The organism is Hespellia stercorisuis DSM 15480 (assembly GCF_900142165.1).
Classification (GTDB): Bacteria; Bacillota; Clostridia; order Lachnospirales; family Lachnospiraceae; genus Hespellia; species Hespellia stercorisuis.
The window spans coordinates 1-14,917 of record NZ_FQZY01000084.1; the positions used below are offsets into that span (position 1 = coordinate 1).

At 45.3% G+C, this 14,917-nt stretch carries 13 protein-coding genes and 1 riboswitch; of the genes, 12 read left to right on the forward strand and 1 reads right to left on the reverse strand.

The genetic code is table 11. The features are described 5' to 3' along the window. The 12 genes from BUB85_RS18320 to BUB85_RS18375 form a co-directional block, all read left to right on the forward strand. The coding region (locus BUB85_RS18320) for an IS66 family transposase (RefSeq protein ID WP_143160739.1) at positions 1–292 on the forward strand (292 nt) is incomplete at its 5' end. 278 nt (positions 293–570) lie between these two features. Continuing rightward, the gene (locus BUB85_RS18325; protein ID WP_073112984.1) at positions 571–1,515 is read left to right on the forward strand and encodes a hypothetical protein; all 945 of its coding nucleotides are present in this window, start codon (positions 571–573) and stop codon (positions 1,513–1,515) included. A 498-nt stretch (positions 1,516–2,013) separates the two neighbouring features. Then, entirely contained in the window at positions 2,014–3,279 is a 1,266-nt protein-coding gene (locus BUB85_RS18330) for an MFS transporter (protein WP_073112985.1), read from the forward strand. A gap of 128 nt (positions 3,280–3,407) precedes the next feature. Continuing rightward, positions 3,408–3,521: riboswitch (FMN riboswitch) on the forward strand. Between the two features lie 335 nt (positions 3,522–3,856). Next, positions 3,857–4,945 carry a bifunctional diaminohydroxyphosphoribosylaminopyrimidine deaminase/5-amino-6-(5-phosphoribosylamino)uracil reductase RibD gene (ribD, locus tag BUB85_RS18335; RefSeq protein WP_073112994.1) on the forward strand — a complete coding sequence of 363 codons (1,089 nt, stop codon included), beginning with the start codon at positions 3,857–3,859 and terminating at the stop codon, positions 4,943–4,945. A gap of 36 nt (positions 4,946–4,981) precedes the next feature. Next, on the forward strand, positions 4,982–5,632 hold the full coding sequence (locus BUB85_RS18340) for a riboflavin synthase (protein WP_073112993.1): 651 nt from the start codon (positions 4,982–4,984) through the stop codon (positions 5,630–5,632). A 92-nt stretch (positions 5,633–5,724) separates the two neighbouring features. Then, positions 5,725–6,936: a bifunctional 3,4-dihydroxy-2-butanone-4-phosphate synthase/GTP cyclohydrolase II gene (locus BUB85_RS18345; RefSeq protein WP_073112986.1), complete on the forward strand. Its 1,212-nt coding sequence runs from the start codon at positions 5,725–5,727 to the stop codon at positions 6,934–6,936. 160 nt (positions 6,937–7,096) lie between these two features. Continuing rightward, positions 7,097–7,570: a 6,7-dimethyl-8-ribityllumazine synthase gene (gene ribH, locus BUB85_RS18350; RefSeq protein WP_073112987.1), complete on the forward strand. Its 474-nt coding sequence runs from the start codon at positions 7,097–7,099 to the stop codon at positions 7,568–7,570. Positions 7,571–7,740: 170 nt separating this feature from the next. Further along, positions 7,741–8,625 carry an AraC family transcriptional regulator gene (locus tag BUB85_RS18355; protein WP_073112988.1) on the forward strand — a complete coding sequence of 295 codons (885 nt, stop codon included), beginning with the start codon at positions 7,741–7,743 and terminating at the stop codon, positions 8,623–8,625. A 252-nt stretch (positions 8,626–8,877) separates the two neighbouring features. Next, positions 8,878–10,539: an alpha-glucosidase gene (locus BUB85_RS18360; RefSeq protein ID WP_073112995.1), complete on the forward strand. Its 1,662-nt coding sequence runs from the start codon at positions 8,878–8,880 to the stop codon at positions 10,537–10,539. A 235-nt stretch (positions 10,540–10,774) separates the two neighbouring features. Continuing rightward, on the forward strand, positions 10,775–11,356 hold the full coding sequence (locus BUB85_RS18365; protein WP_073112989.1) for a TetR/AcrR family transcriptional regulator: 582 nt from the start codon (positions 10,775–10,777) through the stop codon (positions 11,354–11,356). 9 nt (positions 11,357–11,365) lie between these two features. Further along, positions 11,366–11,731, forward strand: a complete 366-nt coding sequence (locus BUB85_RS18370) for a DUF4180 domain-containing protein (protein WP_073112990.1) — start codon at positions 11,366–11,368, stop codon at positions 11,729–11,731. Positions 11,732–11,759: 28 nt separating this feature from the next. Beyond that, positions 11,760–13,097: a putative ABC transporter permease gene (locus BUB85_RS18375; RefSeq protein ID WP_073112991.1), complete on the forward strand. Its 1,338-nt coding sequence runs from the start codon at positions 11,760–11,762 to the stop codon at positions 13,095–13,097. A 71-nt stretch (positions 13,098–13,168) separates the two neighbouring features. Here the strand turns inward: BUB85_RS18375 and BUB85_RS18380 are convergent, their stop codons facing one another. Then, positions 13,169–14,584: an amino acid permease gene (locus BUB85_RS18380; protein WP_073112992.1), complete on the reverse strand. Its 1,416-nt coding sequence runs from the start codon at positions 14,582–14,584 to the stop codon at positions 13,169–13,171. Positions 14,585–14,917 lie beyond the last annotated feature (333 nt).

The window sequence follows — 14,917 nt, forward strand, 5'->3', positions numbered from 1 at the left end:
AAAGAAAAAGACCAAGGTACTAAATCTAATTGACAGACTTGTGAATTACAAGGCATCAGTCTGCTTATTTATAAAGAATCTCTGTGTTCCGTTTGATAATAACCTTGCGGAACGTGATTTGCGCATGATTAAGGTTAAAACCAAGGTCTCAGGATGTTTTCGCAGTGAGGAAGGCGCACAGGAATATCTTACAATCATGAGCTATATTGGGACTGCTCATAAGCATGGAATAAATGCTTTTACAGCAATCAGAGAAGCCCTTTTAGGGAATTCCGATATCATCTTTAACTAATGGAGTTCTGAACAGTTACAAAATTTCAAAGGAAAAACCACTTGGTTGTTTTTCGCTTATTATTCTTCAAATGCAGTGTGTAGCTGGAGTATTATACTCTTTTTTTCCATTAATAAATGTGCCTATGATCTTCTCAACAAATACCTGGCTTATTATTGATTCGTTTCTTATAGGGATAGTATGGTTTAGTTTCCAAGGCGAACAAATAGTAGGAGATATCCTTGATAACTTGAGGGGGGACGACAATGAATATGATGATATATGGGAGGATGTCGATAATGAATAAGAATAGCAGAAAGAAAATGGTTGTAATTACTTCGGCATCCATTTTGTTTTGTTTGGTAGTGAGCTTTGTCTTATTAAAACTGGTTACCAGCCACTTGAAACCATTGTATCATAATCAAACTATTCCGTATTATAGAGGGATAGTTCAAACAGAATCAGGATATACACTCTATGATGATTCAGGAGTGAAAATTACGGATACTTATAAATATATTGATTTCTCCGATGTTGAGGCACACAAATCAAGATACGTTCGATTTGAAGATGAAAATATAAGTGGAATACTTGACTGCCTTTCAGGTACTGTTAAGTATTCAACAAGCAGCTACATACTTCCAGAAGCCGTAGAGGATAACTTTGATATGTATAAACCGATTATAGATAAGATCTCAAAAAAGACAGGTATGGTTAATCTGTTAAATGGAGAGATTATTGTCAATCCAGAGTATGACTATTTGATAAAGACTGATTTAGGAGATACTATAGGATTGCAATCGACTAACCTATATCTAGTCGATCCATATAGTAATGAGGTAACCATCATTGGAAAGCGTATTGATGAAGTGATGCAGCTGTTTGGTGGTAAAGTTCTTGCAACAAAGTCAATGGAAGGAGGGACTTATCAACTCATTAATACAGCGGGGGATCCTGTTTGCGATATGAGGTTTTCTAAAATAGAGATAAATGCTGATAATAAAGTGACTGGCTATTTTGAAGGAGAACAGCGAAAACCGGTTACAATCATGTTAGCTTTGGATAGTGATGGCTTGTATATGAACCTTGTGGATAATTGTTTCCTAAGTGAGGAAAATGAGTATGACAACTCGAGTGAAAAGAAAGATGAGCAAGCAATAGAATTCAGCCAAGCCTTTATAAACCAGCATCAAGATGCAACGGTGTTTCTTTTATACCCATTCGCAGATCCGCAACTTATGTAAAAGAAGGATTACTAGTAAGGCACAGAGATGCTTACAAAAGATAAGGGGGATAATCTTGAAGTCTCTCAATTATGAAAATAGAGTTTTTCTCGGAAGTACATCAGCAGAGTGCTAGTCTCATTATGTGCTATGACAATATGAACTATGTAAATCTGCGGAAATATTATAGTGAGACACTTGGACAAAGTACTAGCATTATGCAGATTTGATTTCTTTGAGTACCTTACATGCGCTACAAAACCGCAAGGAACATATATGATATTTGCAGAGTTCGCAGAATATTGTTCAAAAAAGAACATCACAATAGACGAACTCCTTGTGAAAGGTTTAAAGAATATTAATATCAAACTGAATTAATGTGTTTTTTATTCCGACCCTTTGACACCCGCTCTTTACAACTCCATGTTTATTTAGTAATATATTTATTGTGCTAAATCACACGCATGGAGAAGTCCCTAAGTTGGCCGAAGGGGGGGCCCTGGAAAGGTGGAATCCAGAATGAGAAATACAAAAAAGAAGAAAATTTCACAGGCAATGCTGTTTATTCTGCTGTTTGGTATTGTGAGTCTGTTTTCCGATATGACGCACGAAGGAGCCAGCAGCATCAGAGGGGCGTACCTGTCGCTGCTGGGGGCATCTGCGGGCACCATCGGTTTTGTCTCGGGGCTGGGAGAACTGATCGGGTACTCCATGCGTTATATATTCGGAAAACTGACGGACAAAACAAAATGTTATTGGCCAATGACGATAATCGGGTACATATTGGATATCCTGGCGGTTCCGGCGCTTGCCCTCGTGGGCGAACACGGCTGGATATGGGCATGTGCGCTGCTTGTCGTTCAGAGAATGGGCAAGGCCATCAAAAAACCGGCAAAGGATACAATCATGTCATTTGCCGCATCCCAGGAGGGGGTGGGCAAGAGCTTTGGAATTCAGGAGGTGCTCGATCAGATCGGTGCGTTCCTCGGTCCGGTGATGCTGTATCTGGTGATGCTTGGGAGGACGGATGCCGGAACATTCCGGGTGTACGCCACATGTTTTGCGGTACTGGCGATTCCCGGTGCAATCACCATCGCACTGCTGCTTGTGACAAAGTACAAGTTTCCGAATCCGGAACATTTTGAGCCGGAGCCGAAAGAATATATTCCGTTTAAAATGAAAAAAGAGTTTCTTCTTTATATTGCGGGAATCAGCCTTTTTGCGTTTGGATTCATTGATTACTCCATCGTCATCATGCACGTATCAAACACTTATACGAATCTTGCGCCCGGTCTTGCGGAAACGACTTCTCTGGTCAACAGTGGGACACTGCCGCTCCTCTATGCCGGTGCAATGCTGGTGGATGCGGTTGCTGCACTTTTCTTCGGGCTGATGTATGACAAAAAGGGCGTCAGGGCGCTCGTGTGGTCGACGCTTATTTCTGCGCCCTTTGCCATCTTTGTGTTTGCGTTCCACTCAGTGCCAATGCTGCTCATCGGGATTGCCCTCTGGGGTGTGGGTATGGGGGCACAGGAATCCATCTTGAAGGCGGCGGTTACGAGCATGGTTCCGAAGTCCAGCCGCGCCACAGGCTATGGCATATTTGAGTGCTCCTTCGGCGTGTTCTGGTTCCTGGGGAGTTGGCTTCTGGGTGTTCTGTACGACTTGAGCATCCCTGCGATGATCGCGGTATCCGTGGCGGCGCAGCTCTTAGCAATACCACTGTATCTTGGTGTCGGAAAATATTCCGGTGCTGAAAAAAAGCGGGGTAAACAGAAGAAATAGAAGAAGATAGGGAATATAGGAACATAAGAAAAACAATATAAGAAACGTGCAGACAGTTGACTTCATTATACTAAAGTGATATAGTTTCCTTATCGGTGAATCATCGCCGATCACAATAAAAACTGAATAACAATCTTTGGGGCAGGGTGCAATTCCCTACCGGCGGTAGAGCCCGCGAGCCGAAAGGCTGATCTGGTGAGATTCCAGAGCCGACAGTATAGTCTGGATGAAAAAAGATGAATTGGATAAGTGTAATTTAAGCTCCGGGATGGTATACCATTTCGGAGCTTTTTTACGATCACTGGATTATTGGAATTTGAAAACCGGTGAATTAAAAACCAGCGAATTGAAAGCTCTGTGGATTGTTTGCCACAGAGTTTTTTATGTAATACGAGGAAAGTTCTCTGAACTTTTCTATTACATAAAAACCCTCCGGGGGATGCGCACTGCACGCAAAAAGAATATGGTCACTGAGGTGACCGCGCTTTGGCGCGAGAGTTTTGCATGCGAAACTCTTTGTTCTCGGGAAAGGAAACTCTGTGTGCAACAGGAAATTTCAGGAAAGAAGGAGGAAAACTTGACAGATCAGGATTATATGAAACGAGCCATAGAAATGGCAAAAAAGGGCGGTGGCTGGGTACACCCCAACCCGCAGGTGGGGGCGCTGATCGTAAAGGATGGCCGCATTATCGGAGAGGGCTATCATGTTAAGTACGGGCAGCTGCATGCAGAGCGCAATGCCATTGCCTCGCTGCGTGAATCGGCGGAGGGCGCGACCATCTACGTGACACTGGAGCCGTGTTGCCACTATGGAAAAACACCGCCCTGCACAGAGGCGATACTGGAACAGAGGATTGCGAGGGTCGTCATCGGATCCAGAGATCCCAACCCGAAGGTATCCGGCAAAGGGGCAGCCATACTCCGGGAGCACGGAGTCCGGGTGGAGGAAGATTTTATGCGGGAAGAATGCGATCAGTTAAATCCCGTTTTTTTTCATTACATCACAAAAAAACTTCCCTATGTAGTCATGAAATATGCCATGACAGCGGACGGGAAAATAGCCACAAAAACTGGGGCATCCAAATGGATCACCGGACCGGAGGCGCGTGCTGAGGTCCAGCAGATACGAAGCAGATATATGGGAATCATGGTTGGCATCCGGACGGTGCTTCAGGACGATCCGATGCTGAATGTAAGGATTCCGGGAGAAAAAAGTCCCATCCGTATCATTTGTGACAGCGGTCTTCGGATCCCGCTGGAGAGTCAGATCTGCCAGAGTGCAAGGCAGTATCGGACGATTGTTGTCTGTGCAGAGGAGCGGCAGGAGAAAAAAGCACAGTTGGAAGTGATGGGTGTGGAAGTTCTGGCGGTGCCATCGGTGGACGGAAAAGTGGATCTGGTGAGGCTGATGCATCTTCTGGCTGAAAAAGGAATTGACAGCATTTTGCTGGAGGGTGGAGGAACCCTGAATTACAGTATGCTCCGCGAGGGACTGGTGCAGAAGGTGATCGCCTATGTTGCGCCGAAGATTTTTGGCGGGGAGACCGCCAGGACGCCGGTTGCGGGAGCGGGTGTTCAACTGCCGGATGAGGCTGTGAAAATGAAACTCTCGGAGATACATAAGGCAGGGGAAGATCTGGTTCTTGAGTACGAGTGCTGCATTTAGGCAGGCAGGAAACGTATACGCAGGATGGAGGAAGATATGTTTACAGGAATTGTGGAAGAAGTGGGAACAATCAAAGAGCTGTCCCTGTCGGGAAAGTCCGGGCGGCTGCGTATTCAGGCATCACGGGTGCTGGAGGGCACGAAGCCGGGGGATAGCATCGCGGTCAACGGAATCTGTCTGACAGTCACCGAACTGCAGAAGGATTCATTTACGGCAGATGTGATGGCGGAGACGGTCCGCAGGAGCGGCCTGAAGAATTACAGTGCGGGGAATCAGGTGAATCTGGAGCGCGCCATGGCGGCGGACGGAAGATTCGGCGGGCATATGGTGGCCGGTCACATTGACGGAACAGGAACGGTCATAGAAAAAAGGCGGGAAGAAAATGCAGTGTGGCTTACCGTATCCGCCCCGATGGATATTATGGAACTGATTGTGGAAAAGGGCTCGATCTGTATTGATGGAATCAGTCTGACGGTAGCGGCAGTCAGCAAAATGGAATTTTGCGTCTCGATTATTCCCCACACCGGAAGTGAGACGACACTGCTGAACAGGAATAAGGGTGAAATCGTCAATCTGGAGACGGATATCGTGGGGAAATATATCAAAAAATTACTGGGAATCCAGACGGAAGAAAAAAAGAAAACGTCGGGAATTACGATGGAATTTCTGGAGGAGTACGGAATTTAGAGAAAACGCAAAGACTGTGAAAAACTGCAGGAAAATCCGTGGGCAGATAACGCGGAACTAAAATGCAGTTCAAAGAAAAAAGGAGGAGCAAAATGAATCAGGAATACAATACGGTAGAAGAAGCGTTAGAAGATTTAAAACAGGGAAAAATTGTTCTGGTTACGGATGATGCGGACCGGGAGAACGAGGGAGACATGATCTGTGCGGCAGAGTTCGCAACGCAGGAGAATATCAATTTCATGGCAAGCCGCGCAAAAGGGCTGATCTGCACCCCGATGAGCAGGGAGCTTGCGGGAAAGCTTGGACTTGCACAGATGGTGACTGAGAACACAGAATCCCATGAGACTGCATTTACCGTTTCCATCGATCATGTGGATACCACCACCGGAATCTCGGCGGCCGAGAGAGGGCTGACGATGATGAAATGTGTGGATGAGGAGACAAAGCCAGAGGATTTCCGGCGTCCGGGACATGTCTTTCCGCTGGTCGCGAAAAAGGGTGGCGTGCTTGTGAGAAATGGGCATACCGAGGCGACAGTTGATCTGATGCGCCTGGCGGGGCTGAAGGAATGCGGTGTCTGCTGCGAAATCATGGAGGAAGACGGAACTATGATGCGCACTACAAATCTGTGGAAACTGGCAGAGAAGTTTGACCTTAAATTTATCACGATCCAGGCGCTGCAGGACTACTGCAGAATCCATGAGAGTCATGTGATAAAAGAAGCGTCTGCCAAAATGCCGACGAAGTTCGGAGATTTTCAGATTTACGGATATGTCAATGATATCACGGGAGAGCATCACGTTGCACTTGTAAAAGGCGAGCTGGGAGATGGTGAAAACATTTTGTGCCGCGTGCATTCGGAGTGTCTGACCGGAGATGTCTTCGGTTCCCGCAGATGTGACTGCGGCGAGCAGCTCCAGAGTGCGATGAAACAGGTAGAGGCAGAGGGAAAAGGTGTGATTCTATATATGAGGCAGGAAGGCAGAGGAATCGGCCTGATCAACAAGCTGAAGGCATACGAGCTCCAGGAGCAGGGAATGGATACAGTGGAGGCAAACATTCAGCTGGGGTTTGCGGCTGATCTCAGGGAATACTGGGTCGGCGCACAGATCCTGGCAGACCTGGGTGTGAAATCACTCCGCCTGATGACGAACAATCCAGAAAAGGTATACGGGATGGATGGATTCGGAATTACGATCAAAGAGCGCATTCCGATTGAGATTGCACCACAGAAATACGATTCCTTTTATATGAAGACGAAGCAGCAGAAGATGGGACACATTTTCAATCAGATTACGTTTTAAGCGTAAATGAGAACAGCTGTCTTAAAAAAAGAAGAACGGAAGATGAAAATAAAAAGGCAGATACAGAGGCGGCTGTAGAAACAAGATATAGAAAAGAAATGTAAAAACAAGACAGAAAAACAAGATAGAAAAACGAAACATAAAAACAGGAGGAGAAAAAATGAGAGATGTAAACGTGTTAGAAGGAAATGTAGTGGCAAAGGAAGGAATGAAAGTCGGAATCATCGCGTCCAGATTCAATGAAATTATTGTAAGCAAGCTTCTGGGTGGTGCAATTGACGGGCTGGTGCGTCACGGTGTGGAGGATCGGAACATCACAGCGGCCTGGGTGCCGGGAGCATTTGAGATTCCGGTTACAGCAGCGAAGATGGCGGGCTCCGGTAAATACGATGCGGTGATCTGTGTCGGCGCGGTTATACGCGGAGATACATCCCATTATGATTATGTGTGCAGCGAGGTATCCAAAGGGGTGGCGCAGGTGGGAATGTCAACAGGTGTCCCGGTACTGTTCGGGGTGATCACGACAGAGAACATCGAGCAGGCCATCGCCAGAGCAGGGAGCAAGGCGGGCAACAAAGGATACGACTGTGCGCTGTCTGCGATTGAGATGGTAAATCTTCTGGAGCAGATGTAGCTTGAAATCGATACGGATTGTGCGCTGTCTGTGTCCCCCCTGCAAAAAATTGAATTTCACACAGATGTATGCTATTCTTAGCACATGAAATTTACTGCAATGGGGGCTTCAAATGTCTGTTTTGCGCCCTGAAAAAATGGGTGAACCGGGAATCGTGAAGGGAGGAGTATATGGCAATTTATCTGGAAAGACCACATCTGAATGAACATTTTCCATTCCGCACGCTGTTAAATGACGGGGATATACTGACGACTCCCCACTGGCATAAGGAACAGGAAATCATCTATGTAAAAAAAGGTACAATTCAGATGGGCATCGGAGAGGAATCGTTCGAGGTAAAGGAGGGGGAGTTTCTCCTGGTCGCGGGGGGAAGGGTTCATTATGTACTCGCTTCGCCCGGCAGTGTCCGCTGCGTCTATCAGTTCAGTGACCGGTTTTTCCATGAAATGATAAAGGACGAGCAGGAGTTGCAGACCTTGAAGAATCTGTGGCGAGATTATCCTGCGTATTCCGGAAAATGGCGGGAGGATACGGCCGCATCGACGAGAGCACTTCTGGATGCCATTTATGAGGAGGACCAGAACCGCGCACAGGCATATACATTTGCGGTGAAGGGGTATCTGTGCCTGATGGTCCTGGGTCTGTACAGAAACAGGGAAGGCGCCGGAAATGAGCGTGGATATGAATACCGCGTGGAGTCGAGCCGGATGCTGGAGAAGCTGGATCAGATTTTTCAATACGTAGAACAGCATTACACACGGCCTGTGACCTTGGAGGAGGTGGCCGGACATATTGGATTCAGCATCTTTTATTTTACAAAGTTTTTTAAAAAGAATGTGGGAAAGACATTTGTGCAGTTTTTGAATGAATACAGAATTGATAAGGCGAAGTGGATTCTGCTGAACGAGGATGTGGGGGCGGCGGAATTGATTGAGCGGATCGGGATTGGGAGCACCAAGACGTATTACCGGCTCTTTAAGGAGATTGTAGGAATGTCTCCGGGAGAGTATAAGGGGATGAATGTCCTGAAACAATCACCGACTTCCGGGGCGTAGTGCACTAGATGGGGAGCATTTTCTGAAAAGAAAATGCTCCTTTTCGGATTAGAAAAAATAAAAGGATTGGACAAAAAGACAATATCTGAGACAAAATAGGCAAGGCAGGGGGAATCTTTCTGAGAGGAAGGATGGTATAATATAAGTTAGAGTATGCTGTTCGCGACAGCCACGAGCAGTACTGCGGACAATAGGGATGTTGGAATAGAAACTGGTACATATAAATTTAAGAAAGAGAGTGAGGAAACAAGAATGGAAAAGAAATCCTGCTGGTGGAAAAAGAGTGTTGTTTATGAGATCTATGTGAAAAGCTTTAAGGACAGTAACGGAGACGGTATCGGAGATCTGAAGGGAATTACGGAGAAGATGGAGTACCTTCAGGAACTCGGGGTGGATGTGCTGTGGCTGACGCCTGTCTACGAGTCGCCTGGAGATGACAACGGATATGATATTTCTGATTATTGTTCGATCATGAAGGGCTTCGGAACGATGGAAGATTTTGAAGAGCTGCTGGGTGAGGCGCACAAAAGAAAAATGAAGATCGTGATGGATCTGGTGGTCAATCATACCTCGGATGAACACGCATGGTTTGTGGAAAGCCGCAAGAACCGAGAGAATCCGCACCGGGATTACTACATCTGGCGGGACGGAAAAGAGGGAAATATGCCGCCGAATAACTGGACGAGCTGTTTCCTCGGGTCCGCATGGCAGTACGATGAGCAGACGAAGCAGTATTATCTCCATATGTTCTCGAAAAAGCAGCCGGATCTGAACTGGGATTATGAGCCGGTCAGAAAAGAGGTCTATGAGATGATGCGCTGGTGGCTGGACAAAGGAATTGACGGATTCCGCATGGATGTCATCAGCCTGATCTCGAAGGACGGCAAAATGCTGCACGAGGACAGCGACATCAAGGGGCACTGCGTGTGCGCAAATGGACCGAGAGTCCACGAGTATCTCCAGGAGATGCGAAGCGAGGTGCTTTCACATTATGATATCATGACGGTTGGCGAAACCCCATCGGTGACGGTGGAGGAGGCCTGTCGGTATGCCACAGAGCAGCAGAAGGAGCTGGACATGGTATTCCAGTTTGAGCTGATGGATGTGGACGGCGGCGAGAGCGGAAAGTGGAACGACAAAAAGTATCACCTTCAGGATGTAAAGGCAGTGCTCAGAAAATGGCAGAAAGGGCTTCACGGTCTTGCATGGGGATCCCTGTTCTGGAACAATCATGACCAGCCGAGAGTCGTCTCAAGATTTGGGGACACTTCTACAAAAGAGTACTGGAACAAATCGGCAAAGATGCTCGCGACCGCGTTGTATATGCTGCAGGGAACGCCATACATTTACCAGGGCGAGGAGCTTGGAATGACAAATCTGAATTTTCAGAGAATCGATGAGTTCCGGGATATCGAAAGTCTCAATGCATATCAGGAATATGTGGAAAAAGAAAAAAGCATTTCCGCGGAGGATATGATGCGCTATCTCAGAAAGTCGAGCCGGGACAACGCGAGATCGCCCATGCAGTGGAATGACAGTGAAAATGCCGGATTCAGCGAGGTCAGCCCATGGATTGAAGCAAATTCCAACTATACATGGCTGAATGCCGAAAGTCAGATGAAGGACAAAGATTCTGTTCTGCACTATTATCAAAAGCTGATACGGATCCTGAGGGAAAATGATATCGTCTGTGACGGCGAATTTGAGGAATTTATGGAGGACAGTCCGTCCCTGTATTGTTACAGAAGATTTACGTCAAATGGTGAGATCGTTGTGTGCTGCAATTTCGCGAAAGAGGAGCAGACGTGGGATGAGAGTATCGTGCCGGAAAGTGCGGAGGTTCTGATCGGGAACTATGAAGAGCACCGGAGCGGATATATGCAGGCGTATGAGGCGGTTGTGTATCAGAAATAAATAGGAAAGACCTGCTTTGTGAATTTGAAGCAGGTCTTTTTTTGCCCGGATAAAGACCGATCCCCCAAAATGTACGCCGTGTATACGATACAGAAAAAATGTATGCTGTATACGATATAAAAAATGTACGCCGCATACAATATAAAAAATGTACGCCGCATGTTGACATTGGATGATAAGCATGATAATATATCGATGACCAAAACAGAATTTTGGGTCATTGGGAGGAGAGGTCATGGCAAGAAGCTTTTCAGAACAAGAGCGAGAAAACATTAGAAATAGCATATTAAAAGTCTGTAAGCAAAACTGGACGCAGTACGGATACAAAAAAACAAGTGTAAATGAAATGTGCAGACAGGTTGGTATTTCAAAAGGAGCGTTTTATTTGTTCTTCGAATCCAAGGAAGTCCTTTTTTGTGAGGTTCTGTGTCTGGAACAGAAGAAAATTTATGCGGCAGCGTCGGAGATTATGAGAAAATACCGGGGCAAAGCGGGAGTGGCAGAAGCACTGAAATTGATTTACAGGGAATATGACCGGAATAATTTTTTGTACAATGCAGACAGTGTGGATTTTACGATTTTGATGAATAAGCTTTCAGTGGAGCAGAAAAGGAACATAGAGAAATCCAACGATATGAGTCGCAAGCTTTTTTTGAAGCATCCGCACTTGCGTCTTAAGGTCGACGAGGAGGTTGCGGTTTCGGTGATTTATTCATTGATTATGACGATTAAAAACAAAGAAATTTTTCCGGATAACCATGTGGAAATTTACGATTTTATGGTCGATCATCTGATCGACGATTTATATGAAGAATGAGAGGTAAAAATGAAAACAGAAATGATAACCAAAAATAATGCGAGGATTGCAGTTGTGCGCAGCGATAAACATTTGATTACAGATGTCCAGTCAGCACTGGATCTGATTATGACGGTGAGCTACGAAAAAGACTGTAAGAATATTGCGATTAATAAAGAAGCAGTTACAGAAGATTTCTTTATTTTGAGTACTTGCTTGGCTGGCGAAATACTACAGAAATTTATTAATTACGGTGTTCGGTTTGCGATATACGGAGATTTTTCACAGCATATGAGCAAGCCGCTGAAGGATTTTATCTACGAGTGCAACAATGGAAAAGACATTTATTTTCAACCAGACGTTTCCAGCGCGGTTGACAAACTTGCAGGCTGCTAAAGGATAAAAATTTGGGAGGATATAAAAGGTGTTTTCAACAAATGAATTGCTATGGCTTTTTTTTATCTACTCTTTTGGTGGATGGATATTAGAGACAGCTCTGGCAGTAATACAAAAGAAGAAGTTTATAAACAGAGGCCTGATTACCGGACCATTTTGCATTATGTACGGTCTGGCGGCAGTTTTGATATCTGTGGGATCAAAGGGTCTGACGGGAATATGGCTGTTTGGGTTTGCGGTGATAGCGGCTACTGCCGTTGAATGGATTGGTGGTCATCTGATAGAAAAATTCTTCGGAGAGCGTTGGTGGGATTATTCGAATATCAAACGAAATCTGGATGGATATATCTGTCTGCCGGTATCGCTTTTTTGGGGTGTGCTGGGATTTGTGACTGTAAAATGGGGCAATGGAATCGTTGTGGATCTGCTGCGTCTGATACCGGGGCTGATCGGGAATATTGTTATTCTGACGCTGTCGGTACTCATGGTGATAGATATACTGGCATCGTATCTGCTTCTGACGGGAAAGTCAAAACAGCTGAACAAATGGGAGATGACGAACAATAAATTTGCACTGGTGAGCAGCCGCCTGAGAAGATGGATTACATATCGGATTGAAAAACGTATTTACAAAGCATACCCCAAAAAGGAAGAGGCGCAGCCTGTAGCTGCTGTGGACAAAACCACATTTGCCTACGGCTGCAGTTTCTATAAGATCATGCTGCTCTTTTTTATTGGTGCATTTCTGGGGGATATCGTGGAAACCATATTCTGCCGTATGACAACTGGTGTGTGGATGAGCAGAAGCAGTGTGGTGTGGGGACAATTCAGCGTCGTGTGGGGGCTTGCCATTGCAATGGCTACGGCAATGTTCTATAAATACAGAAACAGAGAAGATCGTTTCCTGTTTGGCGTCGGAACGCTTCTGGGCGGAGCTTATGAATACATTTGCAGTGTTTTTACGGAAATTGCATTTGGAAAAGTGTTTTGGGATTACAGTAAGATTCCGTTTAATCTGGGCGGCAGAGTGAATTTACTGTTCTGTTTTTTCTGGGGGATAGCGGCTGTGGTATGGTTTAAAAAGATGTATCCACTGGTTTCTAAATGGATTGAGAAAATTCCAAGACGGATCGGAAAAGTGACCACATGGATTCTGATTGTTTTCATGTCCTGCGATATGGCGGTATCCTGCATGGCACTGGCCCGGTACGAAGAACGCGAAAATGGAACCAAACCGGATAATGAGATACAGGTCTGGCTGGATGAAAATTATAACAACGATGTAATGGAAAAAATTTATCCGAATGCAATCAGGAAAGCAGGTGATGGCGCCCCGCGGAAAACAGATGGGGAACAGGATTTGTGAGAGATGTAATTTAAAGGGACTGAATATACGGATGGATCGTCCGTAAGCAGTCCCTTATTATCTTCAATTTTTTATTTTGCTTTCTGACGCCTTGCAATATATGGCATGATCAGGCCAAGTGCAATCATAACAAATGGCGTTACAATATTCATAACCAGCTGGAATTTGTCTTCTGAATAAATTCCAAGGATACATGCGAATGCGGTAAAGAAGAAGCACCAGCCGCCAAAAATCATACCCACTGTCTTGCTTTTTACAAACCGGTATTCAGCTGGAAATTTGTCCCCGGCTTTTTTCAATGCAATGTAGGCAGCGAATACCCACAGGTAACGCAGCGGCATGCAGACGCTGTTCAGTTTGACAAGCCATTTCACCAGTGCATCTACGGATTGAATACCAAATGCCGGAACCACGATCAAGATGGTTACAATTACAAAAATCAGCTTGAAACCGTTTGTGTACGCACCATGCTTATTCTGCTTGAACAGGACTTTTGGAATGTAATCTTCGTCTGCGGATTCCAGAAGGATACGCAGGGGCGCGTCAATTGACAGAATCAACACAGAAAACTGGCAGGCCAGATTTGTAAGACCATATAATACAACAAAGATACCGCCGACCCCATAATATTCGCCCAGTTTCTGGAAACAATAATACGCGCCGTTGGTCATCAGATCATCCGGAATATGATTGGAATCAAACATCATTCCCATTGCGATTGTGCCGAGAACCGCACATACGCAGACCATAATTGCAAGGGCAATCATTCCTTTGGGAAAATCCTTTGCCGGATCTTTGGTCTTGTTAACATAAGGGGAGATTTTCTCACACCCGCCAACTGCAAAGACCAGAATGGATAGATTCAGGAAAAACTTCATATCAAATGTTGGCATAAATGTTTTCAACGACCAATCGATGTCAAGCAATCCTGCATTGCCTGTGATTGCCGGTGCTGCAATCATCATGATGATAAATAAGATGGACATGATAAAACTGCAGGACCCCGCAATCGATGAAATCGTCTTCAGGACGCCCAATCCTTTCGATGCCAGCCAGAGAGCTAAAAGAAATACACCCAGGCATACAAACTGCAGAAGGGTAATGTTCATAGAACTGATGCGATTGTCACGGAAAATTGCCCAGCTCAGAGCGATCAGCGATCCCGATGGCTTCTGCGAAATATATGGCATATGCACAATCCAATAGGTCCAGCCTGCATAAAATGCAAGACGTGGTCCAATCGTCTCGTGGATCCAGGAGCTGACTCCTCCACCTGCTGTCTTAAATGCGGAGCCCAATTCTCCGACCATCAGTGCATATGGCACGAAATAGAGTGCAAAAACTAATACCCAGGCAACAATAGCCTTTAATCCGTTATACTCCGAAAATCCATTTACAACATTTCCAAATCCCCACACCGCCGTAAATGCCATCAATGCCAGGCTATACCATAGCATCTTTTTTTCTCCCGAATTCCCGTCTTTCATAAGAATAAACCTCCTGTTTTCTTTTCTGCCACTTTTCAGGACTGAAATTTGTATTGATTGTATCATATTTTGATATATTTCTACAATTAATAATTTTGTGCAAACAATCGCATCCTGGTAATTGTTCTTCGGTGCCGAAAACTTTATTGCGAAAATACATGATGTAAAGGTCAAAAGGTAATTTGCCCCTTGATACCTACGGATTATTCCGCACTTCGTGCTTCCATAATCCTAAAAACATTCGAAATCCGCCCTAATCGGGCTACTTTCTCATGTTTTGCGGGTCCCAAATTCATGCTTTTTCGTGCAAGCACGAAACGCATGACCTTTTGA

Coding starts and splice junctions, on each gene's coding strand:
- BUB85_RS18325 (WP_073112984.1), top strand. CDS start 571: ATGAATAAGAATAGCAGAAAGAAAATGGTTGTAATTACTTCGGCATCC.
- BUB85_RS18330 (WP_073112985.1), top strand. CDS start 2,014: ATGAGAAATACAAAAAAGAAGAAAATTTCACAGGCAATGCTGTTTATT.
- BUB85_RS18340 (WP_073112993.1), top strand. CDS start 4,982: ATGTTTACAGGAATTGTGGAAGAAGTGGGAACAATCAAAGAGCTGTCC.
- BUB85_RS18345 (WP_073112986.1), top strand. CDS start 5,725: ATGAATCAGGAATACAATACGGTAGAAGAAGCGTTAGAAGATTTAAAA.
- ribH (WP_073112987.1), top strand. CDS start 7,097: ATGAGAGATGTAAACGTGTTAGAAGGAAATGTAGTGGCAAAGGAAGGA.
- BUB85_RS18355 (WP_073112988.1), top strand. CDS start 7,741: ATGGCAATTTATCTGGAAAGACCACATCTGAATGAACATTTTCCATTC.
- BUB85_RS18360 (WP_073112995.1), top strand. CDS start 8,878: ATGGAAAAGAAATCCTGCTGGTGGAAAAAGAGTGTTGTTTATGAGATC.
- BUB85_RS18365 (WP_073112989.1), top strand. CDS start 10,775: ATGGCAAGAAGCTTTTCAGAACAAGAGCGAGAAAACATTAGAAATAGC.
- BUB85_RS18370 (WP_073112990.1), top strand. CDS start 11,366: ATGAAAACAGAAATGATAACCAAAAATAATGCGAGGATTGCAGTTGTG.
- BUB85_RS18380 (WP_073112992.1), bottom strand. CDS start 14,584: ATGAAAGACGGGAATTCGGGAGAAAAAAAGATGCTATGGTATAGCCTG.